This window comes from Lentibacter sp., from assembly GCF_029254145.1.
In the GTDB taxonomy this organism is placed as follows: Bacteria; Pseudomonadota; Alphaproteobacteria; order Rhodobacterales; family Rhodobacteraceae; genus Lentibacter.
Map to the genome: position 1 here is coordinate 1 of NZ_JAQWYD010000019.1, position 18,130 is coordinate 18,130.

Consider the following 18,130-nt stretch of genomic DNA (forward strand, 5'->3'; position numbering starts at 1 on the left):
CCCTGCACCGACAGGCGGCAGCCGTAAATTCTGTGACCGTATGAACGCTTTTGCCCAAAAAGAGGGTTTGCCTGGTATGGGCTATATCTTCTGGCGTGATCAGGGCGAAGGCATGGAAGCTGCAGGCCCCCTCGCCAAAAATATCGGTCCTGAGCGCACTGAAGCGATCCGTCAACAGCTCGGCCTTGGCGTCGGCGATGCGGCGTTCTTCCTTGGCGGCAAGCCCAAGCAGTTCGAAGCCGTCGCAGGCCGCGCCCGCAACGTCATCGGCGAAGAGCTTGGCCTGACAGACAAAGACCGCTTTGCCTTCTGCTGGATCGTTGATTTCCCGATCTATGAGAAAGACGATGAGAGCGGCAAGATCGACTTTGAGCACAACCCGTTCTCCATGCCTCAAGGCGGCATGGACGCGCTTATGGGCGATCCGCTTGAGGTGCTCGGCTATCAGTATGACTTGGCCTGTAACGGATATGAGCTTGTCTCCGGCGCGATCCGGAACCACAAGCCCGAGATCATGTTCAAGGCCTTTGAGATTGCGGGTTATGGCAAGGACGAAGTCGAAAAGCGCTTTGGCGGTATGGTCAATGCCTTCCAATATGGCGCGCCTCCCCACGGCGGCTGTGCGGCGGGTATCGACCGTATGGTTATGCTTTTGGCCGAAGAGCAGAACATCCGCGAAGTCATCATGTTCCCTATGAACCAGCGTGCGGAAGATTTGATGATGAATGCACCCAGCGAGCCAATGTCAGAGCAGCTTATGGAACTGAATCTTCGGGTTATTCCGCAAGATTAAGGTCGGCCTCTTTCCTTAAACATCCGGGGGGTCTGGGGGCAACGCCCCTGGCCGGTCCGATTTCGCGTAGCGAAATTCGATGCAGGTTGGCGTGACATTGCTTGTTGTTAAATGCGTCGCACTATTCCCTCCCGCTTTTTGAAATAGATGGTAATCTCATCTCGAATGCGGGGTGAGTGGTTTGAGTTTTACGCGTGAAATAGCTGAGATACGCTTTGGGACGGGTTTGTCGCCGCGGTTGCGTGGGCCGCGTGATCTTGAGGACATGATGCGTCGCCTCAAGGGCAAAGATCACGCTACGCAGCTTTACAAAATTGAACCTTTTGAAGAATTTGCAGAGCGAATTGCGCTGGTGAGCGCGCTTTGGAAGATACGCCGTGCCAATCGTGGTTCTGAAGCTGCAGAAAAGGCCACGCAGGAAATCGGTGTGGAAAAACGCCGTGCGAGAAAGGCTCAACAGCGCTGGCTGTGGCAAGCGTTGCGCCGCCGTGCACATACTCAGGATGGCTTGCGAGAGCGGCTTGCTTTTTTATGGGGCGACCACTTCACGGCACGGGGCAAGGTCAGCGTGATGAAGCGAGCGACGTCGCCCTACGTTGAAAGTACGATCCGTCCGCATGTTGCAGGGTATTTCTCCGATATGCTTAAAGCAGTGATCGCGCAGCCCATGATGCTGCAATATCTAGATCAGAAGACCTCTGTTTGCCCTGAATGTGTGGCGGGCAAAAAGAAAGAGAACGGGCTCAACGAAAACTTCGCCCGTGAGCTTTTGGAGCTGCATACGCTGGGCGTTGGTGGGCCCTATTCCCAAGCGGATGTCACGGAGCTGGCCGAGCTTCTCACAGGGCTGACTTTCAGTCAGGATGGCGTTTTTGGCTTTCGGGGTGAATTTGCGCAGCCTGGTGCCGAGACGGTTTTGGGTCAAAGCTATGGTGAGGGCACTGCGGCTTTGTCAGATGTTCATGCTGCGCTTGATGATCTGGCGCGCCACCCTGCTACGGCGCGGCATTTGGCACAGAAAATGGCGGTGCATTTTGTTTCCGATAGGCCTGATTCTGCACTCGTGGACGCGATGCAGGGGCGGTATCTGGAGACTGGCGGACATCTGGGCGAGATGGTCCATGCGATGCTGGCGCAGCCTTCGGCTTGGGCGCCCGAGTTTGCAAATGTGAAGCAGCCTATTGATTTTGTCGGTTCGGCGCTGCGCGCGCTTTCCGTTCCCAATGAGGCGCTGGCGGTGAATGACTGGAAAGTGATCCGTCTGGCCTTCACGGTTCCGATGCGTCTGATGGGACAAACGTGGGAGGAGCCGCTTGGCCCCGACGGCTGGCCTGAAGACGACGGAGAGTGGATCACGCCACAGCGCTTTGCCGCGCGGGTGGATTGGGCAATGAACGCGCCGCAGGGACTTTTGGCTGATTTGCCTGATCCGCGCGATTTTGTGACTGCGGCACTGGGAAGAAATGTGCCTGACGTCCTACAATTTGCAGCGAATGCCGCCGAAGATAAGCGCACAGGCGTGGGTCTTGTGCTGGCGTCGCCTGCGTTTCAAAGGATGTAACCCATGTGGATGTCTGCTCTCAATCGGCGCGCTTTTCTTACGGGGCTTGGTTGCACGGCAGCGGCCAGCCCTTTGCTCACGCCTGTGACATTTGCCAACGGGACATGGGACAATCGCTTGGTTGTGATCATTCTGCGGGGTGGGATGGACGGGCTAGACACGCTTCGCCCTTATGGTGACCGCGATTTTGCGTCGTTGAAAGGCCGTGCGGACCAAGCGCAAATCGGGGGGGCAAAATCTTGACGGTTTCTTTGGGCTCAACCCCGCACTGGCGGGGTTAATGCCGCTCTGGAACGCGGGCGATCTGGGCTTCGCCCATGCGGTATCTACGCCTTATCGTGACAAACGCAGTCACTTTGACGGGCAGGATTTGTTGGTGGCTGGGGGAGCTGATCTCAATGGCCACCTGCGCGACGGGTGGCTGAACCGTTTGTTGCAAAGCTATCCTGCTGTCCAAAGCGAGACTGCCTATGCGGTGGGGCGCGTAGATATGCTGCTGATGAAAGTGGCTGCGCCTGTTGCCAATTGGTCGCCCGATGCGGGGCTATACGGGCTGACGCCATAGGGACTTCGGCTGGTAGAAATGCTGATGGAGGGCGATCCTCTTTTTGAGGCGGCTTTTGGTCAGGCGGTGGCGCTGTCTGGGGATGGTGTCCAAATGTCTGGAGGCGAAGCTGTTGCGAGTGGCGAAATGATCGTGAACGCAATGAGCGAGAGCGCTGGGGCCGCCGCGAAGGGCGGCGGGCATCTTCAGATTGCCGAGTTTGCCGCCTCCAAACTCACAGGACCTGCGCGGATTGCGGCATTTTCGCTCAATGGCTGGGACACACATGCCAACCAGTCGCGCACGTTGGCGCAGCCGCTCAACCGCTTGGCTGAGGTGATTTTGAGTTTACAGGGCAATCTCGGGGAAGATGTTTGGGGGAAAACAGCTGTTGTCGCCATGACGGGATTTGGCCGCACGGCGCGCTTGAACGGCAATGGCGGTTCGGATCATGGGACGGGCGGTTTGATGGTTTTGTCAGGAGGCGCTTTACGCGGTGGGCGCGTGTGGTCTGACTGGCCTGGTCTCAGCGAAACTGCACTTTATGAGCGGCGTGATTTGATGCCGACGCGGGATGTGCGTGCTTTTTCGGGCTGGCTGATGCGCGATCTCTTTGGCCTTGAGAAGGGTTTAATAGAGAGCACGGTTTTTCCAGGGCTGGAGTTGGGCGCAGACCCAAGGCTCATCGGCTAGGGTCTGCTGGCCAGATCATACGCCGTCAAATGGCTCATAAGATTCGAGATATTCGCCTGTGCCATCCGTCAATTCGGTTGTGCCTGTTTGGACTGCGCCAAAAACTGCGGCACAAAGCGACAGAACACCTGCAACCAGAACAACCCAGTCTACTGTGACAGCGCCTTTTTCTTCGCTGACAAACTTCTGAAAGAACGTTTCCATTTTCACCTCCATGCAGGGGGTTCCTGCCGATGAAGCTAAGGTGTCAGCAGAATGTGGCGGGTTTGGGCCGTGGGTATGACCATTGTCGTTCTTTTTAGGATGTCTTTGAGGCGGATGTTTTTGTCTCAGATCGCCACTTGCCTGTCGAGGCGCTGCTGGACGCGCCCAGCAAGCGCCGCAATGGGCTGATGGGTTGGCTGGCGTGTTGCATGGGCGATTGCGTGCATTTCGCCTGCGTGAACGAGAGCTTCATCGAGCGCACTTTTGGCAACGCCAGTGACGAATTGGGCGACATAGGCGACCTGACGCTCGTCATAGCCTTCATTTATCAGAGTGGCGACTTGTGTCAGGTCGTCATTATAGGCGATCGGATCGGGGGTGACGTATTCGTCCTTCAAGGCCCTGAGGCCAGCGGGGCGATGATCAAGGGGCAAATGGGCGAGAATGGCTTCCTGAAACTGGGCGATGCTTTCGATGGGCTTGGCCAGAAACCCGTCTGCACCAGCCGCCAGAACTTTCTTCTCCATTCTGTCGTCGCCTGACAGGCCAAGAATAATATTGATGCGAGGGGTTAGTGCGGACAGGTATTTGATCAGATCAAGGCCAAAGCCATCAGGCAAGCCGACATCTGCCAAGATCACGGAGGGGCGGTAGACTTGCAGGTGGCGTTTGGCAGAGGCGATGCAGTCGGCCCGACGAATGCGTGCGCCGCTGCGCATACACAAGAGCCGCAAGGCTTCGCAGGCATAGAGGCTATCTTCCACCGCGAGCACAGTGAGGCCCATCAAAGGGCGCGCCGCAGTGGGCGTAGAGGTGAGGGCAAGCGGGGCGAGTTCGTCCATGGGGCAGCTCCTTGTGCGACAGATCTGGATACGAATCTCAATTTAGACAAACACGGCTAACAGTCGGTTAATTTGACGCCTCGTTTCAACCCTGCGACCTTGCGCTCCTTGCGGCGGGTCGCAACACAAGCAATAGTGTGCGAAAATTGTTTGGAGAATGAAATGATCGGACGCCTCAACCATGTTGCCATCGCTGTGCCTGACCTTGAGGCGGCCTCGGCGCAATATGCCAACGCCCTTGGCGCAAAAGTCGGTGCGCCGCAGGATGAGCCTGACCACGGTGTGACAGTGGTGTTTATCGAGCTGCCCAACACCAAGATCGAGCTGCTCTATCCTTTGGGTGACGACAGCCCCATCAACGGGTTTCTTGAGAAGAACCCCTCGGGCGGGATTCACCATGTTTGCTATGAGGTGGATGACATTATTGCGGCGCGTGATCATCTTAAGTCAACGGGAGCGCGGGTGCTTGGCACAGGCGAGCCGAAGATTGGCGCACATGGAAAGCCTGTGCTCTTTCTCCATCCGAAAGATTTCAATGGCTGTCTTGTTGAGCTTGAGCAAGTCTGACAGCTCAGTCCTAAAAACCTAGCACTTTTTCAAAAGGATCGCCTCTCATGGGTATCACCTCGGCCATCGTGCTTTATGCGGTTTTGTGGTTTGTGACGTTTCTCATTGTCATCCCGTTTCGTCTTAAAACGCAAGGCGACGTGGGCGAGATTGTTTATGGCACACAAGCTGGCGCGCCTCATGAGCACGGGCTTAAGAACAAGGCGTGGATTACCACAGCGATTGCGGCTGTGCTCTGGACGATTATTTTTTATGTCGTGGTGAGTGGCTCAATCACGGTGCGCGACATTGATATGTTTAACCGGATGGCGCCTGAGGTGAGTGAACCCCGTGGAACAGATGGGTAAATGTTGCCGCTCCTAATATCGGGATAAACAGGTTTACCAGCGGAATGCTGAGCGGGGCTGCCATTAGGATACCTGCGAGCCAGATTGTGCCGATGTATTTGCTGCGCAGCCTTTTTGCTTCGGCGCGCCCCAAGCGCCGTGAGGCGGCGAGGGTAAAGTATTCGCGCCCGAGCAAGAAGCCATTGACGACCCAGAAGATCAACAGGGCGAACGGCGCGAAAACTATGTAGAGCACCAGCGCAAGAAGATTGGCGCAGATCAGGACCCCTAGAAAATTGAGCGTGTCGCGCAGCCCATCTGCAAAGCTCACAGATGCGGCAGGGGGCAGGTCAGGATAGTGCTGTGCCTCTACGGCCTGTGCTACATTATCGAGAAACAATGAAGTGATTGCGGAGGCGACGGGGACCATCAGGAAGACTGATAGACCCAACATTAATAGCAGCGACGCACCAGAGAGTAGATCATCTAGCCATGTGACCTCGCCGAGAAAAGGTAGGTCGACCGCGGGCCCAATCAGGGCGTGAACCAGCCAGAGCACTCCTGAGCTGGCCCCGACAAGTAGGGCGAATGTCAGAGCGACTCCCATGATGAGGACGCGCAGAAAGCGCGTGTCTGTCATTTGGCCAAGGGCGCTTGAGAAAGACCGAAAAATCAGACCTAGAGCCATGATGTTTTGGCTTTTATGTCGGGGCGTGGACGGTCTGGAGGCGTGTTTGTTTCGGTGGCGATATGAATAATACCTGCGATACGCTCATGCGGCGTGAGGCCCAACGCGCTTTCGACAAAGAGCCTTTCATGGCTGATTGCACCTGAGAGCCAATTGGCCCCCCAGCCCGAGGCCAGCGCTGCATTGAGAAGCGCCAGACAGACCGCGCCAGCCGAGTAGGTCTGTTCAATGGCAGGGATCTTTTCAGACAGAACGGGGCTTTCGATCACGATGACGGCAGATATGCCTTGGTCAAACTGGTTGCGGGCCTTGGCGGTCTTCTCGTCGTCATAGCCGAGGCTTCGGGCGGTGTGTTCGGCTTCGTCTGCAAGGCGTGTCATGGCGTCTTTTTCGACCACCACAAAGCGCCAAGGTTCAAGCTTGCCGTGATCGGGGGTTCGCGCGGCGAGGACGAGGAGGGCCTCTAGCTCTTCATGTGACGGACCCGGCGCGACAAGCGTTTTGGCGGGCCGTGAGCGGCGTGTTTGGAGAAAGCTGAGCGCTGCGTCATTGGCCTTTGGCATGGGTTTTCCTTTTTTGGGTTAATCTTGATGTCATGTCTTGGCGTGAAAAGGTCAAGAGTCTGGAGCGAATTCCTTCTCATCGGGGATTTTTGAGAGCCCTGTTTTTCTTATGATTTAACGAAAAAGGAGCTCAGGAAAGCGGAAATGGATGGGGCAATCTTGAGATTGTGAATGCGAAAGGGTTGCTACATGGAGATTCCCTGTTAGGCTACTTCAAGCTGTCTTCGGGCAAGCATTACTCTTGCCTGACAGGCACATATTAAATGAAGAGCGATAACGCTCTCTTAGGGAGGAAAAATATGGAATTTTTCACACGCACCGGTAAGCCGTTGTCTAAGGTCATTACAGACCAGGCCGGCAAAGTCGGAACAAACGACGTTAGTCGCCGCGAGTTTTTGGCGATGGCGAGCACCTACGGTGCCACAGCTGCTACTGCCTATGGCCTTCTGGGTGTGGCGGCCCCCGCACAAGCGGCAGGCGAAATGAAAGAAGGCGGCACGATTCGCATCCAGCAAGAAGTGCGCGCGCTCAAAGACCCGCGTTCTTATGACTGGTCACAGATTGCAAACTTCTCTCGCGGCTGGATAGAGTATCTCGTAAAATATAACAACGACGGCACGTTCTCACCCTATCTGCTGGAAAGCTGGGATGTGAGTGATGATGCAAAGACCTACACGCTCAACGTTCGTAAGGGCGTGAAGTGGAACAACGGCGAAGACTTCACATCAGAAGATGTTGCGCGTGTTATTTCCGACTGGTGTGACAAGGCTGTTGAAGGCAACTCGATGGCGGGCCGTATGGCAACGCTCATTGACGAAGCCACAGGCAAAGCACTTGAAGGCGCGATCGAAGTGGTCGACAGTCATACAGTCAAGCTCAACCTGCCAGCGTCCGATATTTCGATCATTGCAGGCATGGCTGACTACCCAGCGGCGGTCTATCATAAAGACATTAATTTTGACGATATGCTGACAAACGCTGTGGGCACAGGTCCATACCTGCCCGAGAGCATGGAAGTCGGTGTGAAGGCTGTGCTGGTGCGCAACGATGACCATTGGTGGAACAAAGGCAACGGCGCCTGGGCCGAGCGTGTCGAGTATATCGACTACGGCCAGGACCCATCTGCATGGGTTGCCGCGGCCGAAGCTGACGAAATTGATATGCTCTATTCAGTTGATGGCGATTTTATCGACATCATGGGCGCAATGGACGGATGGGTGCAAAATGAAGTTGTGACCGCTGCAACGATTGTTATCCGTCCAAACCAGCTTGCTGAAGTTGATGGCAAGAAGCCCTATGCGGACAAGCGCGTCCGGCAGGCGATTGCCATGGCCGTCGACAACAACGTGTTGCTTGAGCTTGGTTATGAAGGCCGTGGTCTTGTGGCGGCCAACCACCATGTTGGACCATCACACCCTGAGTATGTAGATATTGGCTTGCCAAAGCATGACCCTGCTGGCGCCAAAGCGTTGCTGGATGAAGCCGGCATGGGCGATTTCGAGATGGAAATTCTCTCGATTGACGATGCATGGCGTAAGAATACAACCGATGCCGTGGCAGCTCAGCTGCGCGACGCGGGCTTCAATGTGAAGCGCACGGTTCTTCCTGGCAGCACATTCTGGAACGACTGGGTGAAATATCCGTTCAGCTCGACAAACTGGAACCACCGCCCACTGGGTGTTCAGATTTGGGCGCTTGCCTATCGTTCGGGCGAAGCCTGGAACGAATGCGGCTATGCCAACCCTGAGTTTGACGCACTGCTGACAGAAGCGTTGGCCACAGCTGACGTTGAAAAACGCAAAGTGTTGATGGAAAAAGGCGAAAAGATCATGCAGGACGATGCTGTTACGATCCAGCCTTACTGGCGTTCGCTTTACAACCACACCAAAGACAACATTGCTGGTGGTGAACACCACATCAGCTTTGAGATTGATCCTGCTATGCTGGCTTGGAAAGCTTAAGCTAACGGCAAAAGTCTTAAGAGGCGGGGCAGCTCATGCTGCCCCGTTTTCGTTTGATCAGGCGGTTTTGAAATCGTCTTTGCTGTAGCCCTGAACATACAGGAGCGCGGTTAGATCACCGTGGTTGATACGGATATCACACTCAGCGGCGACACTTGGCTTGGCATGCAGTGCAACGCCGCTACCTGCGCGGGTCAGCATGCCGAGATCGTTCGCGCCGTCACCGACAGCGAGCACGTCTTGCTCTGTGATACCAAGGCGTGCAGTGATCTCTTCCAGCGCTTGCACCTTGGCCTCGCGCCCTAGAATGGGCATGGCGACCTTGCCTGTCAGCTCGCCACCTTCTGCGAAAAGGATATTGGCGCGGTTTTCGTCAAAGCCAAGCTTGGAGGCGATGGATGCGGTAAAAGCCGTAAACCCGCCCGAAACAAGCGCGGCATAGGCGCCATGTGCTTTCATCGTCGCCAAGAGAGCAGGGCCGCCCGACATCAGGGTGATCCGCTCGGCTAAGACTTGGACGATGATGTCTTCATCCAGACCAGACAGTAGCGCTACCCGTTCTGTCAGCGCGCCCTCAAAATCGAGCTCGCCATTCATAGCCTTGGCTGTGATCTCTTTGACGTAGGCGCCTACGCCCGCGACCTCGGCCAGCTCGTCGATACACTCTTCGTTGATCATTGTGCTGTCCATATCGGCGAGGAGCATCTTCTTGCGTCGACCGGCTGTCGGCTGCACCACAAGATCCACGCCCAGAGCTTGCACGTCGGACCAGACATCCCATTGATTTGCGGGCTTTTGGCCAATCTCGAACTCCGCCGCTTCGTTTGGAGCGAGCCAGCGCGCATCGCCTCCGCCCCACGCGGTTTGAAGCGCACCGAGAAGGGAGGTTTCAAGGCAGGGCGCTGTTGGAGAGCTTAAGAGCGTGACGGTGTACATGGGCAAGTTTCCGATCGTAGACATTCATGTCGCATTTTGGGTGTCAAGCGGCGTGATAGCGTCATTTCTGCGCTTGCGAAAGGGGGCTGCGCGCTTTAGCTAAGTTCTCAGGACACCCCTCCCTAACGAGGGGCTTATATCTGGAAGGGTATCATGATTGATATTTCAAAACCGGCTCAGCGCCCGGCCAATCCGCGCTTTTCTTCTGGCCCCTGTGCCAAATACCCCTCATTCAATTTGCAACAGCTTGAAAGCGCACCTTTGGGCCGCTCCCACCGTGCCGCTGTTGGCAAAGACAAGCTGAAAGCTGCCATCGAAGAAACGCGTGAGCTGCTCGGCGTCCCTATGGATTACCATATCGGTATTGTTCCTGCATCCGACACGGGCGCTGTGGAAATGGCGCTGTGGAGCCTGCTTGGTGCGCGCCCTGTCACTATGGTGGCTTGGGAAAGCTTCGGCGCTGGCTGGGTCACTGATGTTGTGAAACAGCTCAAGCTCGACGCGACCGTCCAAACGGCCGAATACGGCGAGATCGTCGATATGGCAGCGCTTGATTATGACACGGATGTTGTCTTTACGTGGAACGGCACAACGGCAGGTGTACGGATGCCTTCGGGCGATGCGATCCCTGCGAACCGTGCTGGCCTGACGATTTGCGACGCGACTTCAGCGGCCTTCGCTCAAGATCTGCCTTGGGATAAGCTCGATGTCACCACGTTCAGCTGGCAGAAAGTGCTCGGTGGCGAAGCCGCCCACGGCATGCTGATCCTCAGCCCGCGGGCTGTAGAACGGCTGGAAAGCTATACGCCTGCGTGGCCCATGCCCAAGATTTTCCGTCTTACCAAAGGCGGCAAGCTTATCGACGGTATTTTCCGTGGTGAGACAATTAACACGCCTTCGATGCTCGCTGTTGAGGATTACTTGTATGCATTGGACTGGGCACGTTCTGTGGGAGGGCTGAAGGGCCTTATCGCGCGAGCTGATGCCAATGCGCAGGCGGTGTTTGATTTCTGTGCGGCCAACGATTGGATCGAAAACCTTGCCGTCGATCCCGCCACACGCTCGAACACATCTGTGTGTCTCAAATTCACGGATGCGCGGATCACTGACGGCGCAGCCTTTGCTAAAGCCGTTGCCAAGCGGCTCGAGGCCGAGAATGTCGCTTACGACATCGGCGCCTATCGCGACGCACCTGCAGGTTTGCGCATCTGGTGTGGTGGCACAGTCGAGACGGCAGATGTCGAAGCTCTGTTGCCCTGGCTCGCTTGGGCCTTTGAGGCTGAAATCACTGCATAAACGCAGGGTGCGCAAATGTTGCGCACCTTTCCCCGACATTCCTACATAGAAGGACGCTCACCATGGCTCCCAAAGTACTCGTTTCCGATAAACTCAGCGAAACCGCTGTCCAGATTTTCCGCGACCGTGGCATCGAGGTGGATTTCCGCCCCGAGCTTGGCAAAGACAAAGACGCTCTTGCCGCCGTGATTGGCGATTATGATGGCCTCGCCATCCGTTCGGCGACCAGAGTGACCCCGACCATTCTGGAAAACGCGCATAAGCTCAAAGTGATCGCTCGCGCCGGGATCGGTACCGACAACATCGACAAAGACGCTGCCTCTAAGAAAGGTGTGATCGTGATGAACACGCCTTTTGGCAACATGATCACAACCGCCGAGCATGCGATTGCGATGATGTTTGCCGTGGCACGCCAGATTCCAGAAGCCAGCGCGTCTACCCATGCTGGAAAGTGGGAGAAGTCTAAGTTTATGGGCGTTGAGCTCACCAATAAAACGCTTGGCGTCATTGGTGCAGGCAATATTGGTGGGATCGTATGTGACCGTGCGCGTGGTCTTAAAATGAAGGTTGTCGCTTATGATCCCTTCCTCTCTGCTGAGAAGGCTGAGAAGATGCAGGTCGAGAAAGTCGAACTGGACGAGCTTCTGGCGCGCGCTGACTTCATCACACTTCATGTGCCCTTTACCGAGCAGACAAAGAATATCCTTAGCCGTGAAAATCTCGCCAAAACTAAAAAAGGCGTGCGGATCATCAACTGTGCGCGTGGTGGGCTTGTCGACGAAGAGGCTTTAGCCGATGCGCTTAAGGCAGGTCATGTTGCTGGCGCAGCCTTTGATGTGTTTTCTCAAGAACCAGCGACAGAAAACCCGCTCTTTAGCCTACCCAATGTGGTGTGTACGCCTCACCTGGGTGCTGCAACGACTGAAGCTCAAGAGAACGTCGCGCTTCAAGTGGCTGAGCAGATGTCAAACTACCTGCTAACAGGGGCTGTCGAAAACGCACTCAACATGCCAAGCGTTACGGCGGAAGAAGCCAAGATTATGGGCCCATGGATTTCTCTGTCGGGGCATCTCGGAAATTTCATTGGCCAGCTGACCGACGAGCCGATTAAAGCCATCAATATTCTCTATGATGGGGCCGCTTCCCAGATGAATCTTGAAGCGCTCAACTGTGCTGTTGTCGCCGGGATCATGAAAACGGTCACACCCGATGTAAACATGGTGTCCGCCCCTGTGATCGCGAAAGAGCGTGGCGTCAAAATTTCGACGACAAGTCAGGATAAATCCGGCGTGTTTGACGGCTATGTTAAAGTGACAGTGGTCACAGACAAGCGCGAGCGCTCCATTGGTGGTACAGTCTTCTCTGACGGCAAGCCACGTTTCATCCAGATCAAAGGGATCAATATCGACGCTGAAGTGGGGCGTCATATGCTCTACACAACCAACGATGACATCCCTGGCATCATTGGTACATTGGGTCAGACAATGGGCGAAAACGGCGTCAACATTGCAAACTTTACGCTTGGGCGTTCTGCGGCTGGCGGTGAGGCCATTGCGCTACTCTATCTTGACGCCCAGCCAGAAGAGGCCGTGCTTCAGAAGCTCAAAGCCACGGGTATGTTCCAGCAGGTCAAGCCGCTCGAATTCGACGTGGCCTGAACCATCTCTTCAAGCAATTAAAAAGGCCCGCCATTTGCGCGGGCCTTTTCTTTTGTTGAGTTGCTGCCTTCCTCTTTCCAGAAATATCCCGGGGGAGTTTGAGGGTACGCAGCACACTTCGACACCCACTCAGCCTTTTAAGGCAATCCAAGCGTCATATTGCGACAGGTAAATATGCCCTGTGAGATCCGCCAGAAAATGGCTCCGTTTCAGGCGGTCCATGACAGGCCCTTTGACTTCGCTCAGATTTAACCGGATGCCCATATCCTTGAGCTTGAGGTTTAGGGCCTCCAAGCTTTCGAGCGCCGACAAATCGACTTCGTTTACAGCTGAGAACATCAGGATTACGTCGCTCAAAGGCTCATCACAAACCACTCGGGCACTTACATAATCTTCGAGAAAGCGCGCATTGGCGAAGTAGAGGCTTTCGTCCACCCGCAATGTTACAACATGTGGCAGGGTCTCCACGGCGTGGCGGTGAATGTTTCGGAAGTGTTGGGTGTTTGGCACGAGGCCAACCTCTGCGACATGCGGACGCGAGGTGGCGTAGAGGTGAAGTGCGATCGAAATGAGCACGCCTGCGGACACACCAATTTCGACGCCAAACCCCAAAGTGAGCAGGATGGTCGCCGCAACTGCGGCAAAGTCAACTTTGGAATAGCCCCATGCGCGCTTGAGGAGGCTAAAGTCGACAAGGCTCAATACGGCGACGATGATGGTTGCGGCCAGTGTGGCTTTGGGGAGGAAGTAGAGCAGGGGCGTCAGCAAGAGTGCGGCGAGCAAGATGCCGATTGCGGTGAAAGCTCCTGCTGCAGGGGTCTCGGCACCAGCGTCGAAGTTTACGACTGAGCGCGCAAAGCCACCTGTTACAGGGTAGCCCCCCGTTACGGCAGCGGCGATGTTTGATGTCCCGAGGCCGATCAGCTCCTGATCAGGCTCGATGCGCTGGCGTTTCTTTGCGGCCAGTGTCTGTGCGACCGAGACGGACTCCACAAAGCCGATCACAGAAATCAGCACTGCCGAAACAAACAAATCGCTCCAGAGTGACAGGCTAAAAGAGGGCAGTGTAAGAGGCGGTAGGCCTTGAGGAACGGCACCGACGATTTTGACGCCCCAGTTCTGAAGTCCCAAGCCCCAAACGGCGAGCGTGGTTAAAACGACAGCTGCGACAGGCCCTGCCTTTGCACCAAGGTCTGCGAGTCGAGGCTTGAGCCCAAACCCGAGGAGCATAGGCTTAAGACCTTTACGGACCCAAAACAGAAACGCTGTCGTACTGACGCCAATCACCAATGTCGGCAGGCTCACATCACCGAGATGCGAGAGCAGCGAACCGAGGATTTGTGGCAATGTGTGTCCGTGGGTCTCAACGCCAAAGATATGCTTGAGCTGGCTCGTCGCTATCAAAAGCCCAGATGCTGTGATGAAACCTGCAATCACAGGATGACTCAGGAAGTTCGCAAGAAAGCCGAGGCGCATCACGCCCATCACAGTGAGCAAAGCGCCTGACATAAATGCTAATGTGCCTGCGGCGAGTGCCACGGAGGCTGCGTCTGTCAGGCCGAGATTTCCAATCGCCGCGGCTGTCATCAGCGAGACAACAGCAACAGGCCCCACGGCTAGTGCTCGGCTTGTGCCAAAGACTGCGTAGGCCACGAGTGGCAAGATCGATGCATAAAGCCCCATCTCGGCGGGCAGTCCCGCGAGCAGGGCATAGGCCAAAGACTGGGGAATGAGCATGATCGTGACGATCACAGCAGCGACTGCGTCGCTTATAAATGCGTCGCGGTTGTAGTCCCGCGACCATGTTAGAATTGGGAGATAGCGCTTCAGCGCTTTTGGAAATTTGGTCATGGCGCTTCCTTTTGTACGCCCCATATATTCCATTGAAGGAATATGTAAAGCTGGTTTCTCTAAAGAGCATTGCCATTGTACAGGCGCGGGCTTAGCTAAACCTTATGAGTGATACGATTTATGCCATTGGCGACATCCACGGCCAACACGAGCTTTTGCTTGATGCTCTTACGCTTATAGAGCTGGATGGAGGCGAGGATGCCCGCATCATATCTTTGGGGGACTTGGTTGACCGTGGCCCCGACAGTTGCGCTGTGATTGACACGTTGCTGAACGGGATCGAGCAGGGCCGCAATTGGACGGTGCTGATGGGAAACCATGACCGCTTGTTTGAGCGTTTCATGCGCACGGGTATTACGACCCATCCAAAGATGCGGCCAAGCTATACTTGGCTTAGTCCTCAGCTTGGTGGCCTTGATACCCTTACCTCCTATGGTGTCGATGTGACGCTTGCGAAGCCGGAGCTGCGCGCGGCGGCGCTTGAAGCCGTGCCTGAAGCGCACCGCGCCTTTCTGGCGGGCTTGCCGCTCTATGCAGAAGCGGGAGAGTGCCTCTTTGTCCATGCGGGCATTCAGCCGCGCTTGCCGTTGGCATGGCAATCTGAAGATGATCTGATCTGGATCCGTGATGCGTTTCTCCAACATGAAGACCCGTTCGAGAAGCTGGTTGTCCACGGCCACACGGCCGTTGAAGCGCCCGAACACAGGGGCAACCGCGTCAACATCGATAGCGGTGCGGGATTTGGGCGGGCGCTCACGGCTATCGCCATTGAGGGCCGAGAGGTGTTTGTGCTTGAAGAGGACGGCAGGCAGCCTCTGCGGCCCTAGATTATTGTGTCGGCATCTATGGTGCGGGCTCGAAATGACGCCCCGTTGTTCTTTTCAAGGCGTGCTCTCTGGGCCTATGGTGTCTCAAATTCTCAGTAAGCTTAGGGGCATATGATGACCGATATCGTAATCTTGGACGGCGCGCGCACAGCGATCGGAACGTTTGGCGGAGCCCTTGCAGGGACAACGCCTGCAGAGCTTGCGGCAATCGTCACGCGCACAGCTCTGGAGCGCTCTGGCGTCGAGGGTGGACAGATTGGCCATGCTGTGTACGGCCACGTGATCAACACTGAGCCACGCGATATGTATGTCAGCCGGATTGCTGCGATGGATGCGGGTATCCCTGAAACATCACCAGCGATGAACGTGAACCGCCTGTGCGGATCCGGTGCGCAGGCGATTGTGTCTGCCGTGCAATCCCTGATGCTTCAGGATGCCGAGTTTGCGGTTGCTGGCGGTGTCGAATGCATGAGCCGTTCTCCCTATATTGTGCCTGCGCAGCGGTGGGGCCAGAAAATGGGTGACATCAAAACACTCGATATGATGCTTGGAGCGTTGAGCTGCCCGTTTGGGACGGGGCACATGGGCGTAACAGCCGAGAATGTCGCCGCCGAGCATGGCATTACACGCGAAGCGCAGGATGGGTTTGCGATGGAAAGTCAGACGCGGGCAGCCAAGGCGATTGAGGCAGGGTATTTTTCCAGCCAGATTGTGCCTGTAGAGGTGCGCGTCAAACGCGACATGGTGGCTTTTGAATTGGATGAGCACCCTAAAGCGACAACGCCTGAAGCCCTTGCCGGGCTGCGGACAGTGTTTCAGAAAGATGGCACAGTGACTGCGGGGAACGCCTCGGGGATCAACGACGGAGCGGCGGCGCTTGTGCTGGCACGTTCTGATGCGGCGGAAAAAGCGGGCCTGAAGCCGCGCGCTCGCGTGCTCGGATATGCCCATGCAGGTGTGCGCCCTGAAGTCATGGGGATTGGACCTGTGCCTGCGGTGCAGAACCTGCTTAAGCGCACCGGCCTGAGCATTGCGGATTTTGATGTGATCGAAAGCAACGAAGCTTTTGCGGCACAGGCGCTTGCCGTCAATAAAGAGCTTGGTCTTGATGCGGCCAAGGTGAACCCGAACGGTGGCGCGATTGCGCTTGGTCATCCCGTCGGGGCAACGGGTGCGATCATTACGTTGAAGGCGCTTTATGAGCTCGAGCGCACGGGCGGAAAACGCGCGCTTGTGACGATGTGTATCGGTGGCGGGCAGGGCATCGCTCTTGCGATTGAAGCTATCTGATTTCGATTTCGGCGTGGGCGGATCGCCCTGTTGTGTCTATCACGCTGAGCGCAAAAAACCCTTGGGCCATTGGCCCGAGGGAGACTTCAGAGTTGTGCAGACCCAGCTTTTTTATCTCTCCATTGGCAAAAACCGCATAGGGCGGTGTGCCCCCACGTAGCTTGAGTATGAGCGGCACATCAGGACTGGCGGCGAGCCGTGCACCAGAGGGTGGAAAGACGATGTCAGGTTTGTCCGCCGCGGCGCGTTTGAGAGCGTCCCGCGCTTCAAAGCGTTGAAGAGGTTGAGGCAGTTCTGCATTGTTGACGATTAGCGTTTCTGGTGGTGGCGGGCTGAGGGGCGAATGCTGAGGGGCGACGTATTGGAATATTTGTCCCAAGAGCGGCGCCGCCGTATCGCGTGCAAAGACGCCTTGCATGGGTGTTCCGTCTGCACGGCCGACCCAAACGCCGACGACATAGCGCCCGTCATAGCCGATAGCCCAGTTGTCACGATAGCCGTATGAAGTGCCTGTCTTGAAGGCGATCCCGTGGCTAAGGCGTGCGTTGCCGAGAGGTGTCGAAGATAAAATCTCACCAATTTACCAAGCCGCGGCGCGCGATGTGAAGCGAGCATGAGGCTTGGGCGCCCTTTGAAAAACGCTCAATTCCACGGCTTTGCCGCCTTGGGCAAGACCTGCATAAAGCGTTACTAGATCGTGCAGGGAGAGCCCAACACCGCCGAGGGCGACCGCCAATTCCGCTTTGCCACCGTGAAGCTGAGGATTCACGTCAGACTGTTGTAAGCGCTGCATGAAACGCTCAGGGCCGATGCGTTCAAGGAGAGTGATCACTGGGATATTGAGTGACATTTGCAGAGCTTCACGGACCTTGAGGACGCCGCGGAACTGACCGTCAAAGTTACTTGGGCTATAGTTGCCAAAGCGTACGGGAGCGTCATTGATCAGGGTCTCGGGGTGGGCCAAGCCCAGATCAAATGCCATAGCATAAATCAGCGGCTTGAGAGCCGAGCCAGGCGAGCGGATTGCGCGGGTCATGTCGATAAATGCTTTGCGGTTGAGATCCTCCATTGACGCTGCGGAGCCGACAGAAGCGAGCACTTTGCCTGTGCTATGATCCGCGACAAGAACGGCCATGGTGGCTTTGGGCTCGAGCGTGTCGAGCTTTTTGGAGCTCAAGGCTTCAAGGCGTCTTTGCAAGCGGGCATCGAGCGTCAGAGCGATCTGCTGTCGATCAGGATTTTCGGCGCGGGCGCGAGATGTGCTGTGAAAGGCGCGCGTCGGGAAAGAACGCAGCGTTGGTGATACTGACCTGCGCTGCGCGGCAGCGACGGCCTCGCTTGAAAAGAGGCCGTCTTTTGCCAGCCTCTCGAGTGCCGCGTTGCGCGCCTGCGTTGCAGCTTGGCACGTATCAGCAGCAAGGCGATAATGGGCTTGATGTTCATGAGCTATTGAAGCCGTTGGTCACACGTCAGCTTGTTGAAAAGCTATGCCTTGCGGCACCCAGAACAGAAGAAGTCGCATCAGTCGCG

Annotated in this window: 20 protein-coding genes; 12 read left to right on the forward strand and 8 right to left on the reverse strand. The window is 56.0% G+C overall.

Annotated features, from left to right (window positions below):
• The 5 genes from P8O11_RS02175 to P8O11_RS13755 form a co-directional block, all read left to right on the forward strand.
• The coding region (locus P8O11_RS02175) for an amino acid--tRNA ligase-related protein (protein ID WP_300291172.1) at positions 1-793 on the forward strand (793 nt) is incomplete at its 5' end.
• Between the two features lie 181 nt (positions 794-974).
• Positions 975-2,354, forward strand: coding sequence for a DUF1800 domain-containing protein (locus tag P8O11_RS02180; RefSeq protein ID WP_300291174.1), 1,380 nt, complete (start codon positions 975-977; stop codon positions 2,352-2,354).
• 3 nt (positions 2,355-2,357) lie between these two features.
• A complete protein-coding gene (locus tag P8O11_RS13745; protein ID WP_367186816.1) occupies positions 2,358-2,597 on the forward strand; it encodes a hypothetical protein in 240 nt (79 codons plus the stop codon).
• Between the two features lie 37 nt (positions 2,598-2,634).
• Positions 2,635-2,919 (forward strand): hypothetical protein, encoded by a 285-nt coding sequence (locus P8O11_RS13750; protein WP_367186817.1) that lies wholly within the window; start codon positions 2,635-2,637, stop codon positions 2,917-2,919.
• A gap of 24 nt (positions 2,920-2,943) precedes the next feature.
• Positions 2,944-3,591: a DUF1501 domain-containing protein gene (locus tag P8O11_RS13755; RefSeq protein WP_367186818.1), complete on the forward strand. Its 648-nt coding sequence runs from the start codon at positions 2,944-2,946 to the stop codon at positions 3,589-3,591.
• A 15-nt stretch (positions 3,592-3,606) separates the two neighbouring features.
• Here P8O11_RS13755 and P8O11_RS02190 read toward each other — a convergent pair whose 3' ends face one another.
• Together P8O11_RS02190 and P8O11_RS02195 are read right to left on the reverse strand one after the other, a co-directional pair.
• On the reverse strand, positions 3,607-3,795 hold the full coding sequence (locus P8O11_RS02190) for a hypothetical protein (protein WP_089888813.1): 189 nt from the start codon (positions 3,793-3,795) through the stop codon (positions 3,607-3,609).
• Positions 3,796-3,920: 125 nt separating this feature from the next.
• Positions 3,921-4,637 carry a response regulator gene (locus tag P8O11_RS02195; protein ID WP_300291178.1) on the reverse strand — a complete coding sequence of 239 codons (717 nt, stop codon included), beginning with the start codon at positions 4,635-4,637 and terminating at the stop codon, positions 3,921-3,923.
• Positions 4,638-4,799: 162 nt separating this feature from the next.
• Here P8O11_RS02195 and mce point away from each other — a divergent pair, with 162 nt between their 5' ends.
• Positions 4,800-5,204, forward strand: a complete 405-nt coding sequence (mce, locus tag P8O11_RS02200) for a methylmalonyl-CoA epimerase (RefSeq protein WP_089886957.1) — start codon at positions 4,800-4,802, stop codon at positions 5,202-5,204.
• 47 nt (positions 5,205-5,251) lie between these two features.
• Positions 5,252-5,551 (forward strand): DUF1467 family protein, encoded by a 300-nt coding sequence (locus P8O11_RS02205; protein WP_300291180.1) that lies wholly within the window; start codon positions 5,252-5,254, stop codon positions 5,549-5,551.
• On the opposite strand, the gene P8O11_RS02210 is transcribed toward P8O11_RS02205, so the two are convergent.
• Positions 5,502-6,218 carry an EI24 domain-containing protein gene (locus P8O11_RS02210; protein WP_300291182.1) on the reverse strand — a complete coding sequence of 239 codons (717 nt, stop codon included), beginning with the start codon at positions 6,216-6,218 and terminating at the stop codon, positions 5,502-5,504. The two genes, P8O11_RS02205 and P8O11_RS02210, sit on opposite strands and share 50 nt — an antisense overlap.
• Positions 6,209-6,781: a nitroreductase family protein gene (locus P8O11_RS02215; RefSeq protein WP_300291185.1), complete on the reverse strand. Its 573-nt coding sequence runs from the start codon at positions 6,779-6,781 to the stop codon at positions 6,209-6,211. The genes P8O11_RS02210 and P8O11_RS02215 overlap by 10 nt, the downstream gene beginning before the upstream one ends.
• 299 nt (positions 6,782-7,080) lie before the next feature.
• On the opposite strand from P8O11_RS02215, the gene P8O11_RS02220 reads away from it, so the two are divergent.
• A complete protein-coding gene (locus P8O11_RS02220) occupies positions 7,081-8,742 on the forward strand; it encodes an ABC transporter substrate-binding protein (RefSeq protein ID WP_300291187.1) in 1,662 nt (553 codons plus the stop codon).
• Positions 8,743-8,799: 57 nt separating this feature from the next.
• Here the strand turns inward: P8O11_RS02220 and serB are convergent, their stop codons facing one another.
• The gene (gene serB / locus P8O11_RS02225; protein WP_300291269.1) at positions 8,800-9,678 is read right to left on the reverse strand and encodes a phosphoserine phosphatase SerB; all 879 of its coding nucleotides are present in this window, start codon (positions 9,676-9,678) and stop codon (positions 8,800-8,802) included.
• Positions 9,679-9,834: 156 nt separating this feature from the next.
• Here serB and P8O11_RS02230 point away from each other — a divergent pair, with 156 nt between their 5' ends.
• Both P8O11_RS02230 and serA read left to right on the forward strand, forming a co-directional pair.
• Complete coding sequence (locus P8O11_RS02230) at positions 9,835-10,974, forward strand: phosphoserine transaminase (protein WP_300291271.1); 1,140 nt, start codon at positions 9,835-9,837, stop codon at positions 10,972-10,974.
• Positions 10,975-11,036: 62 nt separating this feature from the next.
• A complete protein-coding gene (gene serA / locus P8O11_RS02235) occupies positions 11,037-12,632 on the forward strand; it encodes a phosphoglycerate dehydrogenase (protein ID WP_300291189.1) in 1,596 nt (531 codons plus the stop codon).
• 129 nt (positions 12,633-12,761) lie between these two features.
• Here serA and P8O11_RS02240 read toward each other — a convergent pair whose 3' ends face one another.
• On the reverse strand, positions 12,762-14,483 hold the full coding sequence (locus tag P8O11_RS02240) for a SulP family inorganic anion transporter (RefSeq protein ID WP_300291192.1): 1,722 nt from the start codon (positions 14,481-14,483) through the stop codon (positions 12,762-12,764).
• A 104-nt stretch (positions 14,484-14,587) separates the two neighbouring features.
• Here P8O11_RS02240 and P8O11_RS02245 point away from each other — a divergent pair, with 104 nt between their 5' ends.
• Together P8O11_RS02245 and P8O11_RS02250 are read left to right on the forward strand one after the other, a co-directional pair.
• The gene (locus P8O11_RS02245) at positions 14,588-15,310 is read left to right on the forward strand and encodes a metallophosphoesterase family protein (RefSeq protein ID WP_300291194.1); all 723 of its coding nucleotides are present in this window, start codon (positions 14,588-14,590) and stop codon (positions 15,308-15,310) included.
• 114 nt (positions 15,311-15,424) lie between these two features.
• The gene (locus P8O11_RS02250) at positions 15,425-16,600 is read left to right on the forward strand and encodes an acetyl-CoA C-acyltransferase family protein (protein WP_300291196.1); all 1,176 of its coding nucleotides are present in this window, start codon (positions 15,425-15,427) and stop codon (positions 16,598-16,600) included.
• On the opposite strand, the gene P8O11_RS02255 is transcribed toward P8O11_RS02250, so the two are convergent.
• Complete coding sequence (locus P8O11_RS02255) at positions 16,593-17,018, reverse strand: hypothetical protein (RefSeq protein WP_300291199.1); 426 nt, start codon at positions 17,016-17,018, stop codon at positions 16,593-16,595. The genes P8O11_RS02250 and P8O11_RS02255 overlap by 8 nt on opposite strands.
• A gap of 162 nt (positions 17,019-17,180) precedes the next feature.
• Complete coding sequence (locus tag P8O11_RS02260) at positions 17,181-17,798, reverse strand: penicillin-binding transpeptidase domain-containing protein (RefSeq protein ID WP_300291201.1); 618 nt, start codon at positions 17,796-17,798, stop codon at positions 17,181-17,183.
• Between the last annotated feature and the right edge of the window lie 332 nt (positions 17,799-18,130).

Bases quoted from the DNA above. Each gene is read 5' to 3' on its own strand.
- P8O11_RS13750 (WP_367186817.1), top strand. From the start codon at position 2,635: ATGCCGCTCTGGAACGCGGGCGATCTGGGCTTCGCCCATGCGGTATCT.
- P8O11_RS02240 (WP_300291192.1), bottom strand. From the start codon at position 14,483: ATGACCAAATTTCCAAAAGCGCTGAAGCGCTATCTCCCAATTCTAACA.
- P8O11_RS02250 (WP_300291196.1), top strand. From the start codon at position 15,425: ATGACCGATATCGTAATCTTGGACGGCGCGCGCACAGCGATCGGAACG.
- serA (WP_300291189.1), top strand. From the start codon at position 11,037: ATGGCTCCCAAAGTACTCGTTTCCGATAAACTCAGCGAAACCGCTGTC.
- P8O11_RS02215 (WP_300291185.1), bottom strand. From the start codon at position 6,781: ATGCCAAAGGCCAATGACGCAGCGCTCAGCTTTCTCCAAACACGCCGC.
- P8O11_RS02190 (WP_089888813.1), bottom strand. From the start codon at position 3,795: ATGGAAACGTTCTTTCAGAAGTTTGTCAGCGAAGAAAAAGGCGCTGTC.
- serB (WP_300291269.1), bottom strand. From the start codon at position 9,678: ATGTACACCGTCACGCTCTTAAGCTCTCCAACAGCGCCCTGCCTTGAA.
- P8O11_RS02195 (WP_300291178.1), bottom strand. From the start codon at position 4,637: ATGGACGAACTCGCCCCGCTTGCCCTCACCTCTACGCCCACTGCGGCG.
- P8O11_RS13745 (WP_367186816.1), top strand. From the start codon at position 2,358: ATGTGGATGTCTGCTCTCAATCGGCGCGCTTTTCTTACGGGGCTTGGT.
- P8O11_RS02210 (WP_300291182.1), bottom strand. From the start codon at position 6,218: ATGGCTCTAGGTCTGATTTTTCGGTCTTTCTCAAGCGCCCTTGGCCAA.
- P8O11_RS02255 (WP_300291199.1), bottom strand. From the start codon at position 17,018: ATGCAAGGCGTCTTTGCACGCGATACGGCGGCGCCGCTCTTGGGACAA.
- mce (WP_089886957.1), top strand. From the start codon at position 4,800: ATGATCGGACGCCTCAACCATGTTGCCATCGCTGTGCCTGACCTTGAG.
- P8O11_RS13755 (WP_367186818.1), top strand. From the start codon at position 2,944: ATGGAGGGCGATCCTCTTTTTGAGGCGGCTTTTGGTCAGGCGGTGGCG.
- P8O11_RS02205 (WP_300291180.1), top strand. From the start codon at position 5,252: ATGGGTATCACCTCGGCCATCGTGCTTTATGCGGTTTTGTGGTTTGTG.
- P8O11_RS02220 (WP_300291187.1), top strand. From the start codon at position 7,081: ATGGAATTTTTCACACGCACCGGTAAGCCGTTGTCTAAGGTCATTACA.
- P8O11_RS02245 (WP_300291194.1), top strand. From the start codon at position 14,588: ATGAGTGATACGATTTATGCCATTGGCGACATCCACGGCCAACACGAG.